Origin of the sequence: Amycolatopsis sp. M39 (genome assembly GCF_001651785.1) — a bacterium.
In the GTDB taxonomy this organism is placed as follows: domain Bacteria; phylum Actinomycetota; class Actinomycetes; order Mycobacteriales; family Pseudonocardiaceae; genus Amycolatopsis; species Amycolatopsis rubida.
The window spans coordinates 104728-128203 of sequence record NZ_LWSF01000028.1; the positions used below are offsets into that span (position 1 = coordinate 104728).

22 protein-coding genes and 1 pseudogene are annotated in these 23476 nt (G+C 71.1%); 16 read left to right on the forward strand and 7 right to left on the reverse strand.

Translation table 11 applies throughout. From position 1 onward, the window contains the following. Positions 1 to 98: 98 nt before the first annotated feature. The 6 genes from A4R44_RS37920 to A4R44_RS37940 all read left to right on the forward strand — a co-directional run bounded on the left by A4R44_RS37920 (position 99) and on the right by A4R44_RS37940 (position 4354). Positions 99 to 353 carry a hypothetical protein gene (locus tag A4R44_RS37920; RefSeq protein ID WP_067591998.1) on the forward strand — a complete coding sequence of 85 codons (255 nt, stop codon included), beginning with the start codon at positions 99 to 101 and terminating at the stop codon, positions 351 to 353. 45 nt (positions 354 to 398) lie between these two features. Further along, complete coding sequence (locus A4R44_RS37925; protein ID WP_067592001.1) at positions 399 to 905, forward strand: type 1 glutamine amidotransferase domain-containing protein; 507 nt, start codon at positions 399 to 401, stop codon at positions 903 to 905. 40 nt (positions 906 to 945) lie between these two features. Then, the gene (locus tag A4R44_RS51955; protein WP_255366214.1) at positions 946 to 1077 is read left to right on the forward strand and encodes a hypothetical protein; all 132 of its coding nucleotides are present in this window, start codon (positions 946 to 948) and stop codon (positions 1075 to 1077) included. 372 nt (positions 1078 to 1449) lie between these two features. Continuing rightward, entirely contained in the window at positions 1450 to 1851 is a 402-nt protein-coding gene (locus A4R44_RS37930; RefSeq protein WP_067592004.1) for an STAS domain-containing protein, read from the forward strand. Positions 1852 to 1989: 138 nt separating this feature from the next. Beyond that, entirely contained in the window at positions 1990 to 3039 is a 1050-nt protein-coding gene (locus A4R44_RS37935) for a GAF and ANTAR domain-containing protein (RefSeq protein WP_198545602.1), read from the forward strand. A 394-nt stretch (positions 3040 to 3433) separates the two neighbouring features. After that, positions 3434 to 4354, forward strand: a complete 921-nt coding sequence (locus tag A4R44_RS37940) for a universal stress protein (RefSeq protein WP_067592007.1) — start codon at positions 3434 to 3436, stop codon at positions 4352 to 4354. Here the strand turns inward: A4R44_RS37940 and A4R44_RS37945 are convergent. Both A4R44_RS37945 and A4R44_RS37950 read right to left on the reverse strand, forming a co-directional pair. Beyond that, positions 4351 to 4953 (reverse strand): endonuclease, encoded by a 603-nt coding sequence (locus A4R44_RS37945; protein WP_067592010.1) that lies wholly within the window; start codon positions 4951 to 4953, stop codon positions 4351 to 4353. The genes A4R44_RS37940 and A4R44_RS37945 overlap by 4 nt on opposite strands. A gap of 34 nt (positions 4954 to 4987) precedes the next feature. Then, entirely contained in the window at positions 4988 to 5422 is a 435-nt protein-coding gene (locus A4R44_RS37950; RefSeq protein ID WP_067592013.1) for a hypothetical protein, read from the reverse strand. A 128-nt stretch (positions 5423 to 5550) separates the two neighbouring features. Between A4R44_RS37950 and A4R44_RS37955 the strand changes: the two genes are divergently transcribed. Then, positions 5551 to 6024 carry a hypothetical protein gene (locus tag A4R44_RS37955; protein WP_067592016.1) on the forward strand — a complete coding sequence of 158 codons (474 nt, stop codon included), beginning with the start codon at positions 5551 to 5553 and terminating at the stop codon, positions 6022 to 6024. Between the two features lie 74 nt (positions 6025 to 6098). Here A4R44_RS37955 and A4R44_RS37960 read toward each other — a convergent pair whose 3' ends face one another. Continuing rightward, entirely contained in the window at positions 6099 to 8654 is a 2556-nt protein-coding gene (locus tag A4R44_RS37960) for a polynucleotide kinase-phosphatase (RefSeq protein WP_067592019.1), read from the reverse strand. Continuing rightward, positions 8641 to 10059, reverse strand: a complete 1419-nt coding sequence (locus A4R44_RS37965) for a 3' terminal RNA ribose 2'-O-methyltransferase Hen1 (RefSeq protein ID WP_067592022.1) — start codon at positions 10057 to 10059, stop codon at positions 8641 to 8643. The genes A4R44_RS37960 and A4R44_RS37965 overlap by 14 nt, the downstream gene beginning before the upstream one ends. Positions 10060 to 10236: 177 nt before the next feature. Here A4R44_RS37965 and A4R44_RS37970 point away from each other — a divergent pair, with 177 nt between their 5' ends. The 5 genes and pseudogenes from A4R44_RS37970 to A4R44_RS49615 all read left to right on the forward strand — a co-directional run bounded on the left by A4R44_RS37970 (position 10237) and on the right by A4R44_RS49615 (position 14717). Beyond that, on the forward strand, positions 10237 to 10980 hold the full coding sequence (locus A4R44_RS37970) for an IclR family transcriptional regulator (RefSeq protein ID WP_067592025.1): 744 nt from the start codon (positions 10237 to 10239) through the stop codon (positions 10978 to 10980). After that, positions 10977 to 11912, forward strand: coding sequence for a formimidoylglutamase (hutG, locus tag A4R44_RS37975; RefSeq protein ID WP_093574564.1), 936 nt, complete (start codon positions 10977 to 10979; stop codon positions 11910 to 11912). The genes A4R44_RS37970 and hutG overlap by 4 nt, the downstream gene beginning before the upstream one ends. A gap of 2 nt (positions 11913 to 11914) precedes the next feature. Next, positions 11915 to 13396 carry an ABC transporter substrate-binding protein/permease gene (locus A4R44_RS37980; protein ID WP_067592027.1) on the forward strand — a complete coding sequence of 494 codons (1482 nt, stop codon included), beginning with the start codon at positions 11915 to 11917 and terminating at the stop codon, positions 13394 to 13396. Next, positions 13396 to 14080 (forward strand): annotated as a pseudogene (locus A4R44_RS37985) (amino acid ABC transporter ATP-binding protein). The gene A4R44_RS37980 and the pseudogene A4R44_RS37985 overlap by 1 nt, the downstream one beginning before the upstream one ends. Positions 14081 to 14156: 76 nt before the next feature. Continuing rightward, positions 14157 to 14717: a hypothetical protein gene (locus tag A4R44_RS49615; protein ID WP_067592030.1), complete on the forward strand. Its 561-nt coding sequence runs from the start codon at positions 14157 to 14159 to the stop codon at positions 14715 to 14717. 18 nt (positions 14718 to 14735) lie between these two features. On the opposite strand, the gene A4R44_RS49620 is transcribed toward A4R44_RS49615, so the two are convergent. Then, positions 14736 to 15305: a YbhB/YbcL family Raf kinase inhibitor-like protein gene (locus A4R44_RS49620; protein WP_067592033.1), complete on the reverse strand. Its 570-nt coding sequence runs from the start codon at positions 15303 to 15305 to the stop codon at positions 14736 to 14738. A gap of 369 nt (positions 15306 to 15674) precedes the next feature. Between A4R44_RS49620 and A4R44_RS38000 the strand changes: the two genes are divergently transcribed. Beyond that, complete coding sequence (locus tag A4R44_RS38000) at positions 15675 to 16724, forward strand: FUSC family protein (RefSeq protein ID WP_067592036.1); 1050 nt, start codon at positions 15675 to 15677, stop codon at positions 16722 to 16724. Here the strand turns inward: A4R44_RS38000 and A4R44_RS38005 are convergent. Further along, the gene (locus A4R44_RS38005; RefSeq protein WP_067592039.1) at positions 16702 to 18972 is read right to left on the reverse strand and encodes an FdhF/YdeP family oxidoreductase; all 2271 of its coding nucleotides are present in this window, start codon (positions 18970 to 18972) and stop codon (positions 16702 to 16704) included. The two genes, A4R44_RS38000 and A4R44_RS38005, sit on opposite strands and share 23 nt — an antisense overlap. Positions 18973 to 19183: 211 nt before the next feature. Between A4R44_RS38005 and A4R44_RS38010 the strand changes: the two genes are divergently transcribed. The 3 genes from A4R44_RS38010 to A4R44_RS38020 are packed head-to-tail and all read left to right on the forward strand — an operon-like array spanning position 19184 to position 21059. After that, positions 19184 to 20401 (forward strand): CdaR family transcriptional regulator, encoded by a 1218-nt coding sequence (locus A4R44_RS38010; RefSeq protein WP_093574569.1) that lies wholly within the window; start codon positions 19184 to 19186, stop codon positions 20399 to 20401. 2 nt (positions 20402 to 20403) lie between these two features. Next, a complete protein-coding gene (locus tag A4R44_RS38015; RefSeq protein ID WP_067592042.1) occupies positions 20404 to 20586 on the forward strand; it encodes a hypothetical protein in 183 nt (60 codons plus the stop codon). Beyond that, complete coding sequence (locus A4R44_RS38020; RefSeq protein WP_157905101.1) at positions 20568 to 21059, forward strand: CBS domain-containing protein; 492 nt, start codon at positions 20568 to 20570, stop codon at positions 21057 to 21059. Before A4R44_RS38015 ends, A4R44_RS38020 begins: the two co-directional genes overlap by 19 nt. Here A4R44_RS38020 and A4R44_RS38025 read toward each other — a convergent pair. Continuing rightward, on the reverse strand, positions 21040 to 23391 hold the full coding sequence (locus tag A4R44_RS38025) for an alpha-L-fucosidase (RefSeq protein ID WP_067592048.1): 2352 nt from the start codon (positions 23389 to 23391) through the stop codon (positions 21040 to 21042). The genes A4R44_RS38020 and A4R44_RS38025 overlap by 20 nt on opposite strands. Positions 23392 to 23476 lie beyond the last annotated feature (85 nt).

The window sequence follows — 23476 nt, forward strand, 5'->3', positions numbered from 1 at the left end:
CTCGACGGGTACCCGGAGCGCGGCCGGGCAATCGCGCCGGTTTCGCCTCGCCGCGTCCCGGGCATCCGGGTCCGGTACCCGCTCGCGAGGAGGAGCGCATGCGCTGCGCGATCACCGAAATCGTGGACGCCGACGTCCCGGTGCCGACCGCGTACGACCAGCGGACGCGGTTCGAACCGTTCCCCGGGCTCACCCGTTTCGGCGAGCAGCATCCCGACGAGCGGATCGCGTGGCACTCGGGCTCCGGACCGGACCACGCCCGGGTGATCGCCTTCCACCGGGCGGGCGACCCGGTCGAACAGCGCGGATGCGAAACGGGCTCGTGGCGCGGCGACGTCGAACGCCCGAGCTGACCTGGGAGCGAAGCCCCTTCAGACCCGTTCAGAGAGGAGAACAGCATGGCCCGCGTGGCAGTGCTCGTGGACGAAATGACCGAGGACGACGAATTCCTGGTGCCGTGCGAGCGGTTGCGCTCCGCCGGGCACGAGCCGGTGGTGGTCGGCTTGGCGAAGGGCAAGAAGCTCACCGCGTTGCACGGCACCGAAATCACGACCGACCAGGCCGTGGACGACGTGGCCGCGGCGGACTTCGACGCGGTCGTGGTCCCCGGCGGGTATTCGCCGGACAAGATCCGCACCAGCGAGCCGATGGTCGCGCTGGTCCGGGAAACGGCGGCCGCGGGCAAACCGGTCGCGGCCGTGTGCCACGGCCCTTGGCTGCTCGCCGAGTCCGGGTTGGCGCGCGGCCGGACGGTGACGTCGTGGCCGTCGCTGCGGACCGATCTGCGCAACGCCGGTGCGGAGTGGGTCGATCGCGAGGTGGTGACGGACGACGGCGTGATCACCTCGCGGAATCCGGACGACCTGCCGGCGTTCTGCGACGCGTTGCTGGAACACCTGAAGTAAGCCGCGCGGTTCGGCGAAACAAACCTCAGGACAGCGTGAGGTGGTTGAGCGTCGCGGGGAGCCGCCCCGGCTGGAGATCGCCGGCGGTGCCGCGCGGCGCGAAACCCGCTTGCTGCAACAGGGCAGCGAGCAGCGTCGCCGCGGTGACGGCACGACGTCGCCGCGGCGCTGAACGGCACGAACGCCGGGGTGGCTTTGGCGCGGCCGTCCAGCCAGATGCCCGGAACGAAGGAATCTGCGTACGGCGATGGTTCCGGATCGCGGCGGAAGAACGGCGGGTAGATCAGGAACGACGTTCCCGCCGGGCCTCAAGCGGTGTCCTCGGTGCTTTCGCGCAGCAGTGCGGGCGCGGGGTCCGGATCGTCCACAGTGCCTCCGGCGTGAGCTGGGCTCGGGCTGGTCGCGGGCACTGCGCTGCGGTACGGTCGGCACAGGAGCGGTTCAGCCCACGTGCCGTCGCCTGACCCAAGCGGCCCGCTCGATCCGGGCCCAGGGCCGGGCCGCGCTGAGCCGGCCCGGTCTCGCATTAGGCGAGGAGGGCTCGATGCACGAAAAATTCGCTTGCCTGCCGGGAGCACCGGCGAGGACCCTGATCACCGCCACCGCGGGCGAAACCGTCGTCGCGGTGTCCGCGGAACTGGACCGGCGCTCCACCGACCGGCTGCGCGAGGTGCTGGCCGAGGAGACCGCGCTGGGCCCGCCCGCCTTGATCGTCGACGCCTCCGGCCTGACGTTCTGCTCGGTCAGCGGCCTGGAAGTGCTCATCGACGCCGCGCGGGCGGCTGCCCTGGCGGGTGTCGCGTTCTTCGTGGTGGCCGCACAGCGCGCCGTCCTCCGGCCGTTGCGCGTTCTCGAACTCGACCGGGAGCTGCGGGTGGTCGAACGCCTCGCCGACGCCCTCGAAGCGAGTGCCGCCGCGCCGACGCTGGCGGCCGAGGTCGGTTAACCCCGTTCGCCACGCCCGGCCTTCCCTGCAGGGCCGGGCCTGAATTGTGCGCGTGAGCTGGGCGGGGACACTGCCCGGGGCCAGGATCGGAGTACGTTGGCAGGCGCTGGGGCAGCCCGGGCCGGCAGGGAGGGAACTGTGGAAGGCGGAAGCGGCGGGAAGGTCGACTGCTCGGCCGTGGTGCGGCTGAGCGGCGATCCGGCCGGGCTGCGCGGCGAAGTGGGCGAGGCGCTGGCGGCGGAGCCGCGGACAGTGGTCTTCGATCTGAGCGAGCTGACCTCGTTCTCCAGCGAAGACCTCGCGGCACTGCGCGAGACCGCCCAGCCGAGCGAAGCGGTATTCGCCTGCCGGGAGGGCGGGGTGGCCCGCCAGGTGCTCGAAGAGGAGGGTGTCCTGTTCTCCGATTCGGCGGCCGAGGCGCTGGCGTTCGAGGACGAGCCGCCGCGGCCGTCCGGCGAGCGGTTCCGGTCGCTCACCGAGATGCTTCTGGCCGCCCGGAGCGTCGGCGATGTCCTGCAGCTGATCGTGGACGCGACCGCTTCGCTGGCGCCTTCCGCCGACCTGGTGTCGATCACGCTGCGCGCGCCCGACGGCAACTTCCACACCGCCGCCTACACCGACCCGAAAGCCGCCGACCTGGACCTATTGCAGTACAAACTGGGCGAGGGCCCGTGCCACGACGCGGCGGTGCCGGGCCGTCCGGAATTCCTCGAATCCGCCGACCTGGACAGCGACGCGCAGTGGCCGCGCTGGTCCCCGGAGGCGGCCGGGCTGGGCTGGCGCGCGGTACTGGCGACCGCGCTGGTCGACGACGCCGTGTCGCGGTTCTCCGGCGCGCTCAACCTCTACTCCCGCACACCCGGCGGCCTGGCTGACGTGGACCGCGACGTCGTGCTGCTCCTGGCCAGCCACGCGACCCTCGCGGTGGCCGAAACGGACGCGGTGACCCGCAACGAGCTGAACCAGGCCCAGCTGCGGCGCGCGCTGGACAGCCGGGACGTGATCGGCCAGGCGAAAGGCATCATCATGGCGCGCCGGGGGCTGGACGCGCAGGAGGCGTTCGACCTGCTGCGCCGGACCTCGCAGCAGCTGAACGTGAAGCTGGTGCACCTGGCGGGCACGCTCGTGGCCCGGCACGAGGAGCTGGACGGGCCGGTCGCGGAAATGGGGGAGCCGGATCCGGTGTGAGGGCCGGGGCGAGTCCCCGGCGCCGCGGTCCGGGTCGCGCGTCGTCGCGGGTTTTGCCCGCTGAACAGCGCCAGCGGGCCTGACCGCGGGATCCGGCGTGTCCGGAGCCGGTCCGCCGGGTAGCCGGGTACGGAGGATTCGAACCGGCTGAGGAAGGAACCCGTCATGGTGCACCCCGTGCCGCCCGGACCGGAGCCCGTCCCGTCGCCGCCGGAGCCGGCGCCGCCGTTCCCGCCGGAGCCCGCGCCGCCGCCGCGTCCGGGACCGGGTCCGCTGCCGCCGCCGGAGCCGCCCGTCCCGCCCGATCCGCGCTGACGGCGTCGCGGGGGCCGGTTGCCGGGCGAGGCGACCGGGTACCTCCCGGAAAAGCGCCGCACGGGAACGGAGGCAGGCGATGGACGAAGCGGATCGGGCCGAACCGGGAGTCGTGGTCGGGGACGACGGCTCCGACGGTGCCCGCCTGGCCCTCGACTGGGCCGCCGCCGAGGCGGAGGCGCTCGGGACGTGCCTGGTCGTCGTCCGGACGATGACGCCGCCGATGCCGAACGTGGACTTCGTGCCCGGCGTGATCACCCCGGTCGCGGGCGAGATCGTGGCCGATCAGTCCGTGGTGGACTACGCGGAGAAGGAATTGGCCGCGGTCGCCGCCGCGGTCGCCCGGTCGCGGCCGGAGCTGCCGGTGCGCACCCGGGTGCGGTTCGGGCGGGCGAGCTGGGAGCTGGCGGACATCGGACGGCGGGCGGAGCTGATCGTGGTCGGCGCGTCCGGGCGCGGCGGGCTGCCCCGGCTGCTGCTCGGGTCGACCGCCTCGCAGGTGGTGCACACGAGCGCGCGTCCGGTCGTCGTGGTCCGCCCTTCGGCGGAGAACGCCCGGCGCGTCGTGGTCGGCGTGGACGGATCGCCGGCGAGCATCGCGGCGGTGCGGTACGCGTACGACTTCGCCGACCGGCACGGCTGCGCGCTGCACGCGGTGCACGTGTGGTCGGAACCGCCGGAGGACGTGTTCGGCCCGGCCCGCTCCGGCGGCGAGGGGCAGCAGAGCCCGCAGGACGAGGGCGAACGGCTGCTCGCGGAATCGCTCACCGGCCTCGGCGAGCGGCATCCGGACGTCGTGGTGCGGCGGGAGGTCGCGCTCGGAAGCGTGGCCGAGGTGCTGCTGGACCACGCGGAAGCGGCGACGCTGCTGGTGGTCGGCGGGCACGGTCGCGGTGCGTTGCGGGGCGCGTTCCTCGGTTCGGTGAGTCACGCGATGGCCTATCACGCACCGTGTCCGGTCGCGATCGTGCGGGAGGGCGTCGAGGAACACCCGGGCTAGCGCTGCAAGCTCCGCCGCACCAGCGCTGCCGCCAGCCGGGCCGAATCGTCTCCGGGCACCAGTTCCGCCAGGCGTTTCGGGTCGGTGGGCAACCCGGCCTTTTTCGCGCCGGCCAAGGCTTTGCGGTCGAAGCACGGACGCAGCCACGGCCAGACCGCCTGTGCTTCGCGGCAAAAGATCCGCGCGCCGGTCGGGCCGATCCGGGGGAACTCGGTGAGGAGCTTCTCCAGCCGCCGCGGGTCGCCGCCGGCGGCGTCGGCCATGCGGCGCAGGTCGTCGCGGTACTGGTCGCGGATGAACTCGGCGCCTTCGCCGAGGTGGTGCGAAGTGCTTTCGTCGTACCGGACGTAGTGGGCGCGGCCCAGTGCGTCAACGCGCTGCTGCCACGTGGAATCGCGCATCGCGGCCGGGGAGCGCCAGCCCGAACGCGAGAGTTCGCGTGCGGCGGCGACCGCGATGCCGGCGCTGATCCGCGTCGACAGCAGCGTGGCGAGGACCAGCAACCGGTACAGCGGTTGCGGTTTGTCGGCCAGCTTGATCCCGGCTTCCTCGGCGAACGTCGTGCCGTGTTCGGCGAGGAGTTCCTCCACTCGGCGCATGCGTGCCGGATTCCCGTTCGGGCGGACGCAAAACTCAGCGTTGCCCGGGGAACGGCTTCATGGCGAATTCGACGCACAGCCGCCAGCCGTCCGTGCCGGGCGCGGGTTCGGTCCAGGCGTCGAGCGCGTCGGTCAGCGCGCGCAGGATGTGCCAGCCCACCTCGTCCGGCCCCGGCGGGAACGCCCACGACGAGGTGGTGGCGACAGTGACCGTCATCCGTCCGGCGCAGCGGAACGCGCATTCCAGGACCGCGCCGTCGTCCGCCCGGCGTGCCTGCGCCGCGACCGCCTCGTCCACGGCCAGCCGGAGATCGGCGACCTCGTCGAGGGCGAACTCCGCCGAGGAGGCGATGTCCTCGGCCACCAGCCGGGCCAGGAAGAGCAGTTCTCCGTTCGCCGGAAGGCGCAGCTCGACTGCGGGAGCGGCCGCGGCCGGCCCGCCCGTTCCGTCCGCATCGCGCTGAATCATGCGGTTCGGGTTACCCGCCCGGCCGCCCGTCAACCATCGCCGCCCGGCGGCACCCGAACGGCCCGTTTCCGGCGCGGCACGGCGGGTAACCGCAGCAGGGGAGCACGGCAGGGAAAGGAGTACCCGGCATGAGCACCAACGCATACCTCTCGTTCCTCGCGATCGGGATCGCGCTGGTCCTGGTGGACGGCCAGATCATCTACCGCAGCGGCCGCCGTTACCTCGCGAACGCCTACGGGGACCCCGGAGCCGGCGCGTCGATGACCCGCCTGGTGACCGTGTTGTTCCACCTCGTGACATTGGGCGTTCTCGCCCTGGTCTCGCTCGTCGACCTCGGCGGCAGCGATCTGCCGGGCGTGGTCGGCCGGGTGGGCGCGCTGCTGCTGATCCTGGCCTTGGCGCACGCGGCGACGCTGGGCGCGCTGGCGCGGATTCGCGGGGAGCAGGACGTGGCCGACGCGATCGCGCATCGGGACGAGCGGGCAGCGCGGCGGTCGGAGACGGATCTGCAGGCTCCGACGGTGACGCCGGTGCCCGGCCAGGAGGGTCGGCATCCGGACGTGAGCCCGACGTTGGAGCAGCGGTCGCCGTATACGGCTTGAGCGGTTGCCCGGTGACCGGTGCGGTGCCGCGAACACTGCGGGACCGCACCGGTCACCGTGCGCCGCCTGACCGTCTACAAGCGAGGGTCGACCGGCTCGGATTCCAGTGCCAGGACGGCGAAAACGCACTCGTGCACGCGCCACATCGGCTCGTCGCGGGCGAGGCGGTCCAGCGCTTCCAGGCCGAGGCCGTACTCCCGCAGCGCCAGCGACCGCTTGTGGCCGAGACCTCGTTGCCGCAGCCGGGTCAGGTGGCGTTCCTCGGTGTAGTCGGGGCCGTAGACGATTCGCAGATACTCGCGTCCGCGGACCTTCAGCCCCGGCTGCACCAGCCCGCGCGAGCCTCGGACCAGGTTCGCGGCCGGTTTGACCACCATGCCTTCGCCGCCGTTCGCGGTGAGTTCGCTCCACCAGCCGAGGGCCGCCGCGACCGAGGCGGGATCGGTGGTGTCGACCGGCAGACGTCCGGTGGGGGCGAGGAAACCGTCGCTGCTTTCGACGAGCCGGTCCGCCAGCGCGAGGTGCCAATCGTGGGGCCGCTGGTGATGAGCCTGGCCCGCCGACGCCAGCACCTGGAAGGGCGCGAAGCGCACGCCGTCGAGGCCGTCGGCCGGCCAGCAGTAGCGTCGGTACGACTGGGCGAACGCCTCCGCGTTGGTGGCACGGGAACGCGTGCGCTGCACCAAGGCGGACACGTCGAGGCCGGAGGCATCAGCGGCGGCCAGCGCACTCACGGCGGCGGGAAGCGCCGAGCGGGCAGCAGCGCCGACCGCCGCGTACTGATCGCGCAGCAACTGCTCGGCCTTCACGCTCCACGGCAGCAGTTCGCCGTCGAGCAGCAGCCAGTCTGAGCCGAGTTCGTCGAACAGGCCGGCCTTCTCCGCGGCCGCGCGGATCCGGTCGACGGCTTCGGCCGTCAGCGTTTCGGCGAAGAAGTGCCGTCCGGTCCGCGTCCACACCGCGCCGAGAGCGTCGCCGGGTGCGCCGAAGCGGGCGCGGGCCGCGTCGAGCGAGCGGCACACGAGCGCGACCGCGCGCGAACCCATGTGCTTTTCCTCGCACACGACGGAATCCACGCCCTCTGCCCGGAAATAGTCGAACGCTTGCTCCGGGTGTTCCAGCAGCCCGTCGGCCGTCGCGGTGGCGACCGGCGACATGGTCGGCGGCAGGTAGACCAGCCAGCGGGGGTCGATCGCGAACCGCGACATCACCTCCAAAGCCGCCGCGGCGTTCTCCTCGCGGACGCCGACCCGTTTCTGGTAGGCGGTCTCGATCACGCGGCGGCCCAGGACGTCGGTGACGTCGAGAACGCCCGGATCGCGACGTGCGACCGGCTCCGCGGCCGCCGGGTTGGCGGGGAACGGCCTGGCGGGCTCGTAATAGACCTCGGCCGCCGGGACCGAGACGATCTCCTTCTCCGGATAGCGCAAGGCAGTGAGCGTCCCGCCGAACACGCAACCGGTGTCCAGGCACAGGGTGTTGTTCACCCATTGCGCGGCGGGCACCGGGGTGTGGCCGTAGACGACTGTCGCGCGGCCGCGGTACTCGTCCGCCCACGGATAGCGCACCGGCAGGCCGAATTCGTCGGTCTCGCCGGTGCTCTGCCCGTACATGCAGAAGCTCCGCACGCGCCCGGACGCGCGGCCCTGGAAGCGTTCGGTGATCCCCGCGTGCGCGACGACCAGCTTGCCGTCGTCCAGGACGTAGTGGCTGATCAGGCCGTCCATGAACTCCTGTGCCTCAGCCCGGAATTCGGCCGTCTCCGCCTGGAGCTGCGCAAGCGACTCCGCGAGTCCGTGCGTGACCTGCACGTTCCGGCCGCGCAGCGCACGCAGCAGTTTGTGCTCGTGGTTTCCGGTGACACAGAAGGCATTTCCCGCGCGCACCATGCCCATGACAAGCCGCAGCACGCCCGGCGTGTCCGGGCCGCGGTCGACGAGATCGCCGACGAACACCGCCCGTCGCTCCGGATGCCGCGCCCCGGCGGCCCGGCCCTCGTCATCGCGCTCGACGGCGTAGCCGAGCTCGGCGAGCAGCGCTTCGAGTTCGACGCGGCAGCCGTGGATGTCGCCGACGATGTCGAACGGCCCGGTTTCGTGCCGCAAGTCGTTGTACAGCGGGACGCGCGTGATCGTCGCTTCGGCGATCTCCTCCGGCGTGCGCAGGACATGCACCGTCCGGAAGCCTTCTTTCTGCAGACTCCGCAACCCCCGGCGCAGCTGGTCTCGCTGCCGCCGGATCACCTGCGCGCCGAAGTTCCGGTCCGGCCGGTCGGCGTTGCGCGCGACGCACAGCGATTCCGGCGGGTCCAGCACGATCGCCACCGGCAGCACGTCGTGCTCCTTCGCCAGCGCGACCAGCGATGCGCGCGAGTCAGGCTGCACGTTCGTGGCGTCCACCACGGTCAGGCGTCCGGCGGCGAGCCGTTTGCCGACGATGTAGTTCAGGACGTCGAAGGCGTCCTTGGTCGCCGACTGGTCGTTCTCGTCGTCGGACACCAGCCCGCGGCAGAAGTCCGAGGAGATCACCTCGGTCGGCTTGAACTGCGTGCGGCCGAACGTCGATTTGCCGGACCCGCTCGCGCCGATCAGCACGACGAGGCACAGGCCGGGGATCTCAAGCGTGCTCACGGCGCACCTCCTTAGTGAACAGGGCCAGCTGCGTAGCCGGACCGACCTCGGGATCGTCGGAACCGACCGGCAGCATCCGCACGCCGTAGCCGTAACTGCTCGCGACCCGGTCCGCCCACGCGCGGAACTCGGCGCGCGTCCATTCGAAACGATGGTCGCGATGGCGCAGCTTGCCCGCGGGCAGCGACTCGAAACGCACGTTGTACTCGCGGTTGGGCGTGGTCACGATGACCGCCCGCGGCGCGGCGAACTCGAACACCGTGCGCTCCAGCGCTTCGAGCCGCGGCGGGTCGACGTGCTCGACGACCTCCATCAGCACCGCCGCGTCGAGCCCGGCGAGCCGGTCGTCGCGGTAGGTCAGCGAGGACTGCAGCAGCTCCAGCCTCGATCGCTCCCGTTCGGGCCTGCGTTCCAGCCGCAGCTTCCGCGCGGCGACCTGGAGCGCGCGGGCCGAGACGTCCGCGGCCACGATCCGCTCCACCGACTTTTCGGCCAGCAGATCGCGCACCAGCGCCCCCTCGCCGCAACCGAAGTCGCCGACCGAACGCGCGTGCAGCGACCGCAGCACCGCCATGATCGTGCCGCGCCGTTGCTCGGCCAACGGCACCGGCCGGTCCGGCGCTTCGAGGACGGCGGGGCCGGCGAGCGCGTTGTCGATCTCCTCGGGCTCCGAATCGTCCACTTCGGCCAGCCGGGTCAACGCGGCGGCCGTCAGTGCCCGGCGGTGTGCGAGGTAGCGGCGGGTGATCAGCTCCTTCTCGGGATGTCCGGCGAGCCAGTCGCCGCCGGCGCGCAGAAGCTTGCCGATCTCGGCTTCGCCGACCCAGTAGTGCTTCGCGTTGTCCAGGACCGGCAGCAGCACGTAGACGTGGTTGAGCGCGTCGGCCAGCCGGAGTTCGCCGGTGAGCCGGAGGTCGGCATAGCGCGAATCGCCCCACTGCGGGAACTGCGGATCCAGCGGGAGCACCGTCGCCTCGACCGTCCAGCCGAGCGGTTCGAACATCCGGCGCACCAGGTCGGCTCCGCCCGGACAGGCGGGCACCCGGATGTCGAGCGGGATCGCGCTGGCCGCCAGCTCCGGACGCGACTCGCACCGGCCGGCGAGCGCGGTGCGGAACACTTCCTTGAGCGCCACGGAAAGCAGGCTGGAGGCCGCGTAGGGGCGGTCGTTCACGTACTGGCCCAGCGTGAACCCGTCGCCGGAGCCCGCCTTGCCGCGCACCAGCGACACCGGGTCGACCTCGAGCATCAGCGCGGCGGTGCACCGCTCTTCGGACGTCTCGGGGTAGAAGACGTGCGCTTGCCCGGCGGAAAGCTCGAACGACTGCACCCGGCCCGGGTGCTTGTGCAGCAGGAACCCCAGGTCGGAGGCGGGCTGGTGGGTGGTGGTGACGGTCAGGAACACCAGGGGGAGTATTCCGGATGGCTTCGCTGGTGTCGCCGGAGTTTCGGCCGTGCGGGCGGACGAAGCGGTACCGGAGCATCGCTCCGCTCCGCGCACAGCCAATCACCGGGAATAAACTTCCCATTAACTGGGAAAAGCCGCTAGGAACCCGCCCGCCCGCGACGTAGCGTGCCCGCCATGACAAGCGCGGATGCCAACCGGAGAGCCGGGACCAGAGCGGCGCGGATCCTGGCGGTGTTCGCCGAGCGGGAGAGCGCCACGGCGGAGGAGATCTCCGTCGGCACGGGGATTCCGTCCAGTGCCGTGTACCGCTACCTGACGACGTTCGTCGAGATCGGGCTCGTGCACCAAGCGCGCACTCGCGGCCGGTACTGCGCGGGTTCGCTCACCGTCCAGATGGCCGAGAACTACCGGCGCGAGGCGCTCGGCCAGGGCGGCGTCAAGCGGCGGCTCCGGCAGCTCGCCGCGGAGACCGACGAGCTCGCCGCGTTCCTCATCGCCCGCGACAACGACGTGCTCTGCGTCGAAGCGGCCGAGGGGACCCGCGTGATCCGATGCAGTTTCTCGCCGGGGCTGAGCAAACCGCTCGTCTTCGGCGCGAGTGCGCAGGCATTGCTGGCGCATCTGCCGGAGGACCGGGTCGCGGCGACCGCCGAAGCGCACGGGCTGAGCGGGGAGCAGGTCGCGAAGCTCGAAACAGAGCTGCGACGGGTCCGGGACCAGGGCTTCGCGGAGAGCGTCGGCCAGGTCGACCCGGGGGTGTGGGGCGTGAGCGTGCCGGTGCTGGACCGGCACCGCGACCTCGTCGGCACGGTGAGCACGATGGCCCCCGACTTTCGCGTGCGCCCGCGCCGCGATTCCCTCGTCACGCTCACCCACGCCGCCGCGCAGGACATCAGCCGATCGCAGGAGCACGTGTGAGCACCAGGAAATGGACCGGACGCGAGGACGGCAGCGGTCCGGAACACCGCCGATGGCATCACGCCGTCAACGAATTCTCCAGCGGCACCGGCGTTTCGCTGATCGGGTTCGCCAGCGACGCCGGAGTCCGGCGCAACGGCGGACGGCCGGGAGCGCGAGGCGGGCCGGACGCGATCCGGCAAGCGCTGGCGTCGTTCGCGATCCGGCCGGAGTTCGCGGTGAGCGACGCGGGGGACGTCGTCGTCGAAGGCGACGAGCTGGAAGCGGGGCAGGAAAACCTCGGCGAGCTGGTCGCGAAGCAGCTCAGCGACGGAAACCTCCCGCTGGTGCTCGGCGGCGGCCACGAAACGGCGTACGGCTCCTACCTCGGCCTCGCCCGCAGCGGGCTGCTGGACGGGCGGCGCCTCGGCATCCTCAACCTCGACGCGCATTTCGACCTGCGGACGGCAGACCGCCCGTCCTCGGGCACTCCGTTCCGGCAGATCGCGGCCAGGGAAGCCGAACGCGGCGCGGAATTCGCCTACGCCGTGGCCGGAATCAGCGAACCCGGCAACACCGCCGCGCTGTTCGAGACGGCCGCCGGGCTGAACGTCCGCCACCTCCTGGACGTCGACTGCCAGGAACGTCGTCTCGAACCAGTTCTCGACTTCGTCCGGGGCTTCGTCGCGGACGTCGACGCGCTGTATCTGTCGATCGATCTCGACGTGCTCCCCGCCGCGCAGGCGCCCGGGGTCAGCGCTCCCGCGACCCTCGGCGTACCCGCCGCGGTCGTCCTCGAGGTGTGCCGGCTGGTCGCGAGCGACCCGAAGCTCGCCCTCGCCGACATCACCGAACTGAACCCCGTCTACGACGCCGACCACCGCACAGCCCGGATCGCGGCCCGCCTCGCGCACACGCTCGTGACGAGCCGTCCGGTCCCGGAAGGACACTGAACATGCCCCCTCAGCGAATCTGGCCGCGGCTCGGCGCCGTGCTGCTGGCCTGCCTGCTCGCGTTCCTGCCCGTGAGCGCGGCGAGCGCGGCCGAACCGCAGGGCGGGAAGCTCGCCGCGCTGCGGTCCGGGCAGACCGCGCTGCGGGTCGGCACCGACGCCACGTTCCCGCCGTTCGAGTTCACCGACGCCAAGGGCGGCCAGCTCGGCTTCGACATCGACCTGGTCCGGGCGCTCGCGCAGCGGGCGGGCATCCAGAAGGTCGACTTCGTCCAGATGCCGTTCGGGAACATCGTCCCGGCGCTGCAGGCGAACCAGATCGACGTCGGCGCGTCGGCGATCTACAGCAGCCCCGCGCGGCAGAAGGCCGTCGACTTCTCGGACATCTACTATCCGGGCGGGCTCGCGGTTTTTGTGTCCGACCAGGACAATTCCGTCACCTCGCTGAAGGATCTCGCCGGCAAGCGGGTCGCGGTCCAGGTGGGCACGAAGTCGGTCGACTGGCTCACCCAGCACCAGCCGGCCGCGCGGCTGATCACGGCGCAGACCAACGAGCAGATGTTCTCGTCGGTGAAGCTGGGCCAGGCGGACGCGGTCGTCACCGGGGCTCCGGCCGGAAAGTACTTCATCGCGCAGCAAGGCGGCCTCAAGCAGGTCGGCGACCGGCTGACCGAGGAGAACTACGGCTACGCCTTCCAGAAGGCCGACACCGAGCTGCGGACCGCGTTCAACACCGCGCTCAAGCAGATGCGCGACGACGGTTCCTACCAGCAGTCCACCGAAAAGTGGTTCGGCGCGGAGAGCACCGCCGCGAAGCCGGGCGGGCACTCGCTGTTCAACTTCGCCACCATCGTCGACTCCTCGGGACAGCTCTGGCAGGGCCTGCTGGTCAGCCTCCAGGTCATCCTGCTCGCGCTGGCGCTGAGCCTGCTGCTCGGCACGCTCGGCGGGTTCGCCAAGCTCAGCAAGATCGCGCCGGTCCGGTGGATCGGCAACGTCTACGTGTCGGTGATCCGCGGGACGCCGTTCGTGGTGCAGCTGTTCTTCATCTACTTCGGACTGCCGCAGCTCGGCGTGCAGCTTCCGCCGATGACCGCGGGCATCATCTCGCTCGGGCTCTACAGCGGCTCGTACGTGACCGAGATCTTCCGCGGGGCCGTGCAGTCCATCGACCGCGGACAGCTGGAAGCGGCGCGGTCGTGCGGAATGTCGCAGGTGTCGGCGATGCGGCACGTGATCATCCCGCAGGCGTTCCTGCGGATGCTTCCGCCGCTGGGCAACGAATTCGTGTCGCTGACGAAGAACTCCGCGCTGGTGTCCTTCGTGACCATTCACGAGCTGTTCCTGGTGGGGCAGACGATCATCTCCCGCACCTTCGACGCGCTGACCGTGTACCTGTTCATCGGCCTGCTGTACTACCTGCTCACCAACCTGATCAGCTTCACGACGCGCACCCTGGAGAAGAAGATGGCGGTGTACATCTGATGGCACTGTTGGAAGTCCGCGGTCTCACCAAGTCCTACGGGGACACCGATGTGCTCGGCGGGATCGACTTCGCGATCGAACCCGGCCAGGTGGTCGCGGTGATCGGCCCCAGCGGCGGCGGGAAGTCCACCTTCCTGCGCTGCCTCAACCTCCTGGAGACCCCGACCTCGGGCAGCGTCTCGTTCGACGGCGAGGAACTGACCGGGCGCGGCGTCGACCTCGACCGGCTGCGGTCCCGGATGGGCATGGTGTTCCAGCACTTCAACCTGTTCCCGAACATGACGGCGCTGCGCAATGTCGTGCTGCCGCAGATGAACGTGCTCAAGCGGAGCAAGGAAGAAGCCGAGGCGAAGGCACGTGCCCTGCTGGAGCGCGTCGGCATGCTCGAACGCGCCGGCGCGTACCCGAACCGGCTGTCCGGCGGGCAGAAACAGCGCGTCGCGATCGTCCGCGCCGCCGCGATGGACCCGAAGCTGATGCTGTTCGACGAGCCGACCTCGGCGCTGGACCCNCGGCATGACGATGCTCGTGGTCACCCACGAGATGGGGTTCGCCCGCAAGGTCGCCGACCGCGTGGTCTTCGTCGACGGCGGGAAGATCGCCGCCGACCTGCCGCCGTCGGAGTTCTTCTCCGCGCGCAACGCGAATCCGCGCGCGCAAGCCTTCCTGGAGAAGGTGCTGTAGGGGGTCGCGAGTGGCGATGCCGGTTAACCGTGCTGTGCCGGGATCGCTGACAGCCAGCGCAGAAAGCCGGCGTTCCGTGAGTTCGCCCACGGCCGCACTGCCGCGATCGATCGCGAATGGTTCGGCGGTCACCGGGGTGATCAACACGGTGCCGAAGCTGCCGCGCAAGGCGAACCTGCTGTGGTACGTGGTCCTGGGCGGACTGTTCTTCGACCGCCGGGCTCGGCGCGGTGCTCACCGCGACCGGCGGCGGCTTCGGGGCGGGCTGGTCGGCGTCGCCTGCGGCATCGACTTCGCGGTCGCGATAGCGCTGCTGACCGGTGACGTCGCGGTGATCGGCGGCCGGGTGGATCACGCGGTCCACACGACCGGCGTGGTCGCTGCGCTGAGCCAGGCTCACGAGGCGACCTGGCCCGCCGGACCGACCCTGCCCGCGCAAAGCCTGGTAGCCGAGGAGAAAACCCCGCCTGGGAGTTACCTCGGTTCGTGCGTGCCGCGGCGGGAGGTGCCCCGGTTCATCGCGCCGTACCAGGCGGGGTCGCTTCCGGTGAGGCGTGCGAGCACGCTGGACGAGATCAACGCGGGTTTCGCCCGGCTGCGGGACGGAGGCGCGGTCCGCCAGGTGATCGCCTTCTGAACCGTGCCCCCGGTTCCGCTACGAGCTGCCGCGCAGCGAAGCGGTCGCGATGGTCGCCGCGTCGATCGCGGCCTCGGCGGCCTGGGTGGACGAGGCGGAGCCGAGTTCGGTGAGTGATTCCTTGTTCAGTGCGTGCACGGCCCACTCGTAGGTGTGGTTCGTCGTGCACGGGCCCTGGTATCCGAAGAAGTTCGCGCTGCCGCGGTAGTAGGCCTGCCGAGACCCGGCGGGCACCGTCGGCTGGTAGGCGTGGTCGATGTTCTGCGGCAGTCCGGCGATGTTCGCCGGGATGTCGTAGACGACCCAGTGGATGATGCCGTTGTCGAGGTCGTGCAGGACGATCGCGTAGCTCTTGGCCTGCTCCGGCGCGCCGGACCAGGCCAGCGGCGGCGACTCGTTCTTCTTTCCGGGGTCGCCGTCGCCGCTGCTGGCGCAGTCGTGGACCTTGGGGATCATCCCGCCGTCGGCGAAGGCGGCGCTGGAGAGGGCGAAGGCGGCGCGTCCCGGATTCGCCGACGCGGCGGCGGGGCCGAAACTCGCGGCGCAGAGGACGAGCAGGGCGAAGAGAGCGATTCTGGTGCGTCTCACTGGAGGCTCCCGAGGCTGCTGGTGGTCTCTTGTCCTTTCGTGGGAAGAGTGTGCGCCGGAATCGGCGAGGACCGGCGCGCCAGCGGCAGTGAGTACCACGTTTCCCGTCAAGAGTGACATGCGGCGCGGCAGGCTGACGACGGGGCGGCCACGCACCGAATCGAGGCCGCGATGTTCTTCGACGTCGAAGGGGACCACGTTTTCCTGGAATCTCGTTTCGGCGAAAATCGCCGCGGTGCGCGCTTGGCTGACGGCGCAGACATTATTGTGGCGCCCCACAAACCGGCCTGGTACTGCCGTTGGCGCAGATACCGTAGGAAGACCGGCTGATCCCGGTGCGGTCCCGTCAGACGATCAAGCGGAGGACAGGTGCCGGTGGCGACCTCGGCCGCAGCCGCGCGTTCGTTCGACGGCGGCGAATGGTGGCACGCGGGCCGGGTCGCGGCCGGGCTGCTGATTCCCGGGCTGGCGCTGCTCGCGGGGGGCCGTCCGGACTTGATCATTTTCGCCGCGTTCGGTTCCTTCGCCGGGATGTACGGCCGGGCCGAGTCGCGCGTACTCCGTTTCCGGCACCAGATCCAGGCGGGTGCGGTGCTGCTGAGCGGCGTCTCGCTGGGGGTGCTGCTGTCGGCCGGGAACGCGCCGTCTTGGCTGCTGGTGGTCACCGAGGCCACGTTCTCGTTCGGCTGCGCACTCGTGACGAATCGCTTGGATTTGAGCCCGCGTGGACCGTTCTTCGGCATCTTCGCACTCGGCGCGATCGCTCTCGTGCCCGCCGGGCGGGTCGAACCGTGGGCCGGAATCGCCTTGTGCGCGGGCACGATCGCCGGGTGTGTCCTCATTGGACTGACCGGTCCGGAACGCCCGGCCCCTCCCGGGAAGCCGGCCTGCGCACCGGAATGCGGCACCGCCTGCGCCGTCGTGCACGCCGCCCGGTACGCGTCGGCGATCGCCGCCGCGGGCGCGGTCGGCCTGCTGCTCGGCGTGGACCACGCGAACTGGGCGATGGCCTCGGCGGCGGTCCCGCTGGCGGCGGCTGATCCGCGCAGCCGGGTGCATCCGGGCCTGCGCAGCGTGCTGGACCGCAGCGCGCACCGGGTCCTCGGCACGCTCGCCGGACTGGTCGTCACGGCTTTGCTGCTCTTGCCGGGATTCGGAGCCGCGCCGCTGGCGTTGGCGGTGATTGTGCTGTTGTTCCCGACGGAGTTGTTCATGTCCCGGCACTACGGGATCGCGCTGGGGTTCTTCACTCCGCTGATCCTGGTGATGACGGAACTGGCCGCGCCCGCCGCCCCCGCGACGCTGCTCACCGCGCGGGTGGCGGACACGCTGGTCGGTGTGGCGGCCGGGATCGGGGCGGCAGTGCTGGTTCGCGCCCCGTGCCGGACCGCCGCGCTCAAGCGGAGCGCTCGACCGTGACCTTCAAATGCTTCATCAACGGCTGGTCGCTCTGCGTGCTGTAATCGCCGATGGCGCACAACACGTTCATCTCCGGCATATACCCCGCCGCACACCCGCGCGGGATGTCGTACGGGATCGCCCGGTAACGCCGCACCGAACGCTCCGTTCCGTCCTTCGCGGTGGCCGTGATGTCGACCTCGTCGAACTCGCTCAGCCCGCGGTCCCGCATGTCCTCGGTGTTCAGGAACACCAGCGTGCGGAGGTTCTTGATGCCGCGATACCGGTCGTCGTCGGAATAGATCGTCGTGTTCCACTGGTCGTGCGAGCGCATCGTGCCCAGCGCCAGCGTGCCTGCGGCGGGGACGACGTCCGGCAGGTCCGCGGTCGAGAACTCGGCGCGCTCGGACGGCGTGCGGAAGACCCGTTCGCGCGCGGCCTGGCGGATGCGGAAGCCCAGGGGTTCGCGGACGCGGGTGTTGAAGTCCTCGAATCCGTCCAGCACCCGCGCCATGGTGTCGCGGATGCGGTCGTAGTCGCCGACGTAGTCCGCCCACGGCGTCGGGCTCTCCGGCAGTGTGGCGCTCGCCATCCCGGCGATGATCGCGGGCTCGGACAGCAGGTGCGGCGAGGCCGGCTTCTTCATGCCGGTGGACAGATGGACCATGCTCATCGCGTCCTCGACGGACGTCGACTGCGGCCCGGCCGCCTGGAAGTCTTTTTCGGTCCGGCCGAGGCAGGGCAGGATCAGCGCCTGTGTGCCGTGTTCGAGGTGGCTGCGGTTGAGTTTGGTGCTGACCTGCACGGTCAGCTCGCACTTGCGCAGCCCGGCCGCGGTGTAGGGGGTGTCGGGCGCGGCGAGGGCGAAGTTGCCGCCCATGCCGACGAACACGCGCACGTCGCCGCGATGCATCGCCTCGATCGCGCCGACGGTGTCGAGCCCGTGGTGGCGCGGCGGGTCGATGCCGCAGACCTCGGCGAGCTGGTCGAGGAATTCCGGCGCCGGGCGGTGGTCGATGCCGCAGGTGCGGTTGCCCTGCACGTTGCTGTGCCCGCGCACCGGCGACGGCCCGGTGCCGGGGCGGCCGATGTTTCCGCGCAGCAGCACCAGGTTCACGATCTCGCGGACGGTGTCGACGCCGTGCTCGTGCTGGGTCACGCCGAGGCACCAGCTGATGATCGACCGGTCGGCGTCGCGGTAGATCTTCGCCGCCGCGCGGATCTCGCCCTCGGTCAGCCCGGACTGCCGTTCCAGCTCGGCCCAGGACGTGGTTTCGCAGACGACCTGGTACTTCTCGACGCCGCTGGTGCAGGTCTCCAGGAACTCCGAGTCGATCGCCCCGGGATCGGTTTCCGCCATCTCGAACAGGGCTTTCGCCATGCCGCGGAGGAACGCCAGGTCGCCGCCGATGCGCGGCTGGAGGTTGAGGGTGGACGTCGGGGTCGCCCGGAACGTCGCCATCCGGACGAAGTCGTGCGGGATGATCGTGCGCGTGGCCCCGGCCTCGACCAGCGGGTTGATGTGCACGACCTGCGCGCCGCGCCGGTGCGCTTCGGCGAGCGCGGTGAGCATCCGGGGTGCGTTCGACGCCGCGTTGACGCCCATGATGAACAGCGCGTCGGCGGCTTCCCAGTCGTGGATGTCCGCGGTGCCCTTGCCGGTGCCGAGGGCGGCCTGCAACGCGCGGCCGCTCGCTTCGTGGCACATGTTCGAGCAGTCCGGCAGGTTGTTGGTGCCGAACTCCCGTGCCCACAGCTGGTACAGGAACGTCGCCTCGTTGCCGAGCCGCCCGGACGTGTAGAACGCCGCCTGGTCGGGAGAGCCGAGACCGCGCAGCGTGACGCCGACCAGCTCGAACGCCTTGTCCCACGAGATCGGCACGTACCGGTCGGTTTTCTCGTCGTAGCGCAGCGGCTCGGTGAGCCTGCCCTGCGCCTCCAGCGCGGTGTCGCTCCAGCCGTCCAGTTCGGACACGGTGTGCGCGGCGAAGAATTCCGCGCCGACGCGTTTGCGCGTCATCTCCCAGGTGACGTGCTTGATCCCGTTTTCGCAAATGTCGAGATGCAGGCCTTTGGTGTCGTCCGGCCACGCGCAGCCCGGGCAGTCGAACCCGCCGTTCTCGTGATTCATCTTCACGATCGCGCGCGGGCCGGCGACGAGTTCCCGTTCCCGGACGAGGAACTGCGTCACGCTTTTCGCCGCGCCCCAGCCCGCGGCCGGATGGTGGTAAGGCTTGAACTCCGGCCGGCCCTCGCGCTGCTCGTCCACCGTAACCCTCTCGCCGGAACTGTGCTTCCCTGTCGATTCAAGCACGACGGCCCGCGCCGGGCATCCGGCCGGGGAATGCGAACGGGGTTGTTGTGGAGCGCGACAAACAATTCTGTTCCGGCTCACAAAATGCGCGATAAATCGGAGAGCGCTTTCCCGGGAGGGAAATCCGCGGGGGCGGCCGCTCGGGGGCGCGGGTACGATCCCGGACGTGGCCGACCGGGACGAAAGCGCTGTGCGGACCGCCGCCCTGACCGAACTCGTCGCCTGGGCAGGCGTTCGGCTGCCCCGGCTGATCGACGACGTCTGCGCGGCGAGCTGCGAGCGGATCGGGATGTACCGGGACGAGAAGATCGTCCCGCGCGCCGACCTGCGCCGCTCGATCGCGGTGAACCTCCGGTTCATGGTCGACGCGCTCCGCGGCGGCGAGACGCCGGACCAGCGCGCGCCGAAGGAGACCGGCCGCCGCCGGGCGCACCAGGGCGCGCCGCTGCCCGAGGTGCTGCAGGTGTACCGGATCGCCTGCGCGATGCTGTGGGACCTGCTGGTGGGCCGCGCTCGCGAGACCGGAAGCACCGACGTGCTGATCGATGTCGCGAGCCTGCTGTGGCGGGTCACCGACGAGCACGCGGTCCGCGTCACCGAGGCGTACCGGGCGGCGAGCGCGGAACTGCTGGTCGCCCAGCAGCGGCGGCGGTCCGCGCTGGCCGAGGTGCTGCTGACCGGCGCGCGCGGGTCCGATTCCGGGCCGTGGGAGGCGGGACGGCTGCTCGGCCTGTCGCTGGACGGCAAGCTGACCGTGGTCGCCGCCGAGACGCGCGGGCTGGCCGAAGAAAGCCTGGTCGGCGTCGAGCGGCGGCTCGGCAAGCTCGGCATCGTGTCGGCGTGGCATCTGTCGCCGACGCTGCAGGCCGGCGTGGTGTCGCTGCGCGAGGAGCAGTACGACGCGATGCTCGGCTTGCTGCGCGAACTGGCGCTGGCCCGCACCGGCGTCAGCCCGCTGTTCCGCTCGCTGACCGAAACCCCGCGCGCGGTCCACCTGGCGCGGACCGCGCTGTCGGGCATCCCGCCCGAACGGGGCGAGGTCCGCGCGTTCGACCCGAGCCCGCTGGCCGCCTTCGTCGCCTACGACCCGGACGAGGGCCGCAGGCTGGGGGAGCAGGTCTTCGGTGCGGTGCTGGAACTGCCCGCCGAGGAACGCGACGTGCTGCTGGAGACGCTGGACGCGTACTTCGCGCACGGCGGCTCCTCCGACCGCGCGGGGCAGGTGCTGCACTGCCATGCCAACACGGTCCGGTACCGGCTGCGCCGGATCCGGGAACTCACCGACCGGACGCTGACCGATCCGCGGGACCTGGCCGAACTGGTCACCGCTATGCAGGCGCTGCGGGTCGATTCGGCGCGCTCGATCGATTCGCGGGGGAGCTGACGATGTCTGAAGAGTGGTACTGCAACACGCGCACGAACGAGGTCGAGCGCGGCCGCCGAGCGCGCGGCGTCGACCGGCTCGGCCCGTACCCGGACGAGGCCGCCGCACAGCGGGCCCTGGAGCTGGCGGGCGAACGCACGAAGGCGGAGGACCAGGCTGACGCGGAGTGGGACAACCCGCAGTGACGGCACCGGATTTCCGCGGCGCGTCGACCGTCGGCGAGGTGATGCTCCGGGTGCCGAAGGTGCTCGACGCCTCGGCGACGGCCGGCGAGGTGCGCGCGCTCTTCGAGGACGATCACGTGCATGCCGCGCTGGTCGTTTCCGGGGAAACGCTGCTGAGCGTCGTGGAGCGGCCGGATCTGGACGGGNTGGACGGGCTGCCGGACGCGCTTCCGGCTTGCCGGGCGGGCCGGGTGACCGGCCGGGTGGTGGGTCCGGAGGCGGACCTGTACGCGACGTGGCTGAGCATGTCCCGGCGCAGGCTGGCGGTAGTGGACGCGAGCGGGCGATTGCTGGGCTTGCTGTGTTTGAAGCGCAGCGGCCGCGGATTCTGCTCGGACGCCGACGTGGCGGCCCGGGCGCAGGATCGGGAGAGCGGGTGCCGGGGAGGCCCGTCGCGGACCGCCCCGGCCTGCTTCAGCGCCAGTCCACTTTGAACACCCAAGCGTGCTTTCCCGCCGCACGCGCCGCCGCGGGAACGTCGATGACGAGCCGGCCCTCGCTCTGACTCCAGTGCAGCGGCCCGCCGTAGCCGAGCATGCTCACGCGGTCGCCGCGGCGGATCGGGACCGGAGCGTCGACCACGAGCCGCGAGCCCGGCGCGACGAGCGACATGACGTAGAACGCCGAACCGGGCCGCACGGTGAACCGCAGGTCGCCGAGCTGGGCCATTCGCGACCAGTACGTGGTGCCGTAGATCGCTTCTCCGTTGGTGCGCAGCCAAACCCCGGTCTCGCGCAGCCGCTGCCGCATCACCGCCGGGATCGTGCCGTCGAAATCGGGGCCGATGTCCAGCAGGAAGTTCCCGTTCTTCGACACGACGTCGACCAGCGTGTGCACCACGTCGGCGGTGGTCATGTACTTGCCCTCCGGCGTCGCGCGGTTGTAGCCGTAGGAGAACGGGTCCAGGCCCCGGCTCGACTCCCACTTCGCGACGACCGTGTTGGGGTACGTCGTGTACTCCGGCGTGGTGAAGTCGTGGTCCGGGATGCCGCCGCGGTCGTTGTACGTGACGTCCTTGGGCCGTCGCCGGTTCTTGGCCCGGTTGAAGTATTCGGTGAGCACTTCGCGACTGTCGTTCACGCCGCCGATGTCGAACCACAGCACGTCCGGGTCGAAGCCGGAGATCAGCTCCAGCACCTGCGGCGCCTGAAGATCCTTCACGAAATCGCGTCCGGCGGTGTAGCCGGTGTAGGGCAGCGGCGCGCCGGTGTACGGATTGCGCGGTGCGTGGCCCATCCACGGGTTGTCCGGGTTGAACCATTCGGGCAGCGAGAAATACAGGCCGTTGCGCAGGCCCGGCGTGTACTTGCGCGAGGCGGCGAACAGGTCGGCGACGAGGTCGCGGCGCGGGCCGAGCTTCTTGGCGTTGCGGCCGCTGACTTTCGTGTCCCACAAGGCGAAACCGTCGTGGTGCTTGGACGTGAGCACGTAGTACTGCGCGCCCGCGTCCTCGATCAGCCGCACCCACGAACGCGGATCGAACCGGGCGGCGGTGAACCTCGGGATGAAGTCGTCGTAGACGAACGACTCGCCGTATGTCTTGGCGTGGTGGGCGTAAGTGGGGCCGTCGGGGTCTTGCTGGTTGTTCCAGTACCACTCGGCGTACTGCTGTCCGACCGGAGCCCACGTGGGCACCGAGTACACGCCCCAGTGGATGAAGATCCCGAATTTGGCGTCGCGGAACCAATACGGCGCGCGGTGCGTGGACAGCGACGCGTCGGCCGGCCGGAAATCCGGAATGCCGAGCGGCACCGGCAAGGTCCGGGCGGCGATCGTCGACCGGTCGGCGAGCACCCGGATCCGGCCGGTCGCCGGGGTCCCGGCGGGCAGGCCGCGGTCGGCGGCGAGGCCGAGCCGCACGGTGGTCTGTTCGCCCGGCGCGAGGCGGGGAATCGGCGCTGGCGTGCGCACCCGGCCCCCCGGCACGTCGAGCGTGACGGTGATCCGGTCGCGCGTTTCCAGCCAGACGGTGCCGGTGTTGACGATCGTCGCCTCGACTGCCTGCGGACCGCCGTCCTGCAGCAGGTTCGCGGTCGCCCGGGCGTCGAGGACGGTGGCCGAACGGCCTTGCGCGACCGGCTGCAGCGTCAAGGCGAACACGTGCAGGCTCGCCGCATTCGCCGCCGGTAGGGCGGTCTTGGGCAGAGTCAGCGCGACCGCCTCGCGTGCCGGATCGATCCACACCTGCGCGGTGCCGATCGACACCGGGTTCTGGTCGGCGACGCCGCCCGGGCCGTAGCGGAAAGTCGAGGCGACGGCGCCGCCGGAGCCGTACCAGTCGGAGCCGGACAGGGCGGCGGTGCTGGTGCTGCCGTCGGCGTAGTGGACGGTCGCGTCGCCTCCGGTGCTGCCGTAACTGCACGCGACGAGGAACGCGGCGCCGTAGTACCGGCCTTTCGGCAGGTCGACGCGCTGGCCGAGCGCGACGACGTTGTTCTTGGCCCCGGCGGCCGCCGAGCCGAGCAGATACGGCACGCCGCCCGCGGTGACCGTGCTGCCCGCCGGGATCTGCTCCGCCGGGAAGGTGTAGCCGGAGCCGTCGAAGTTCCCGTCGTGCGCGTTCGCGGAGTCGATGCCGTCGTTGTCGAACCACGCGTCGAGCGGGACCGGCACCGGCGGAGGCGGCGGCACGACCGGCGCGCCCGCCCCGTCCGTGACCACCGGCCGCGCCGGCCCGCCCGCGGCCGCCGCGGTGCCCGGCAGCCCGAGCAGCACCGCGCCGCCGAGTGCCATGCCGAGTGCGTGCCGGCGAGGATAGGTCGTCATGGAGCCTCCACAGTGAAGTCCAGTGGTCCGATGCCTGGCGGGATTTTCTCGATCATCAGGGAAATCGGGGCGAGGATGCGGCCGA

What these genes read in the sequence shown, in the direction of transcription:
- A4R44_RS37920 (WP_067591998.1), top strand. Translation starts at nt 99, where the DNA reads ATGCGCTGCGCGATCACCGAAATCGTGGACGCCGACGTCCCGGTGCCG.
- A4R44_RS37925 (WP_067592001.1), top strand. Translation starts at nt 399, where the DNA reads ATGGCCCGCGTGGCAGTGCTCGTGGACGAAATGACCGAGGACGACGAA.
- A4R44_RS37930 (WP_067592004.1), top strand. Translation starts at nt 1,450, where the DNA reads ATGCACGAAAAATTCGCTTGCCTGCCGGGAGCACCGGCGAGGACCCTG.
- A4R44_RS37940 (WP_067592007.1), top strand. Translation starts at nt 3,434, where the DNA reads ATGGACGAAGCGGATCGGGCCGAACCGGGAGTCGTGGTCGGGGACGAC.
- A4R44_RS37945 (WP_067592010.1), bottom strand. Translation starts at nt 4,953, where the DNA reads ATGCGCCGAGTGGAGGAACTCCTCGCCGAACACGGCACGACGTTCGCC.
- A4R44_RS37950 (WP_067592013.1), bottom strand. Translation starts at nt 5,422, where the DNA reads ATGATTCAGCGCGATGCGGACGGAACGGGCGGGCCGGCCGCGGCCGCT.
- A4R44_RS37955 (WP_067592016.1), top strand. Translation starts at nt 5,551, where the DNA reads ATGAGCACCAACGCATACCTCTCGTTCCTCGCGATCGGGATCGCGCTG.
- A4R44_RS37970 (WP_067592025.1), top strand. Translation starts at nt 10,237, where the DNA reads ATGACAAGCGCGGATGCCAACCGGAGAGCCGGGACCAGAGCGGCGCGG.
- A4R44_RS37980 (WP_067592027.1), top strand. Translation starts at nt 11,915, where the DNA reads ATGCCCCCTCAGCGAATCTGGCCGCGGCTCGGCGCCGTGCTGCTGGCC.
- A4R44_RS38015 (WP_067592042.1), top strand. Translation starts at nt 20,404, where the DNA reads ATGTCTGAAGAGTGGTACTGCAACACGCGCACGAACGAGGTCGAGCGC.
- A4R44_RS38025 (WP_067592048.1), bottom strand. Translation starts at nt 23,391, where the DNA reads ATGACGACCTATCCTCGCCGGCACGCACTCGGCATGGCACTCGGCGGC.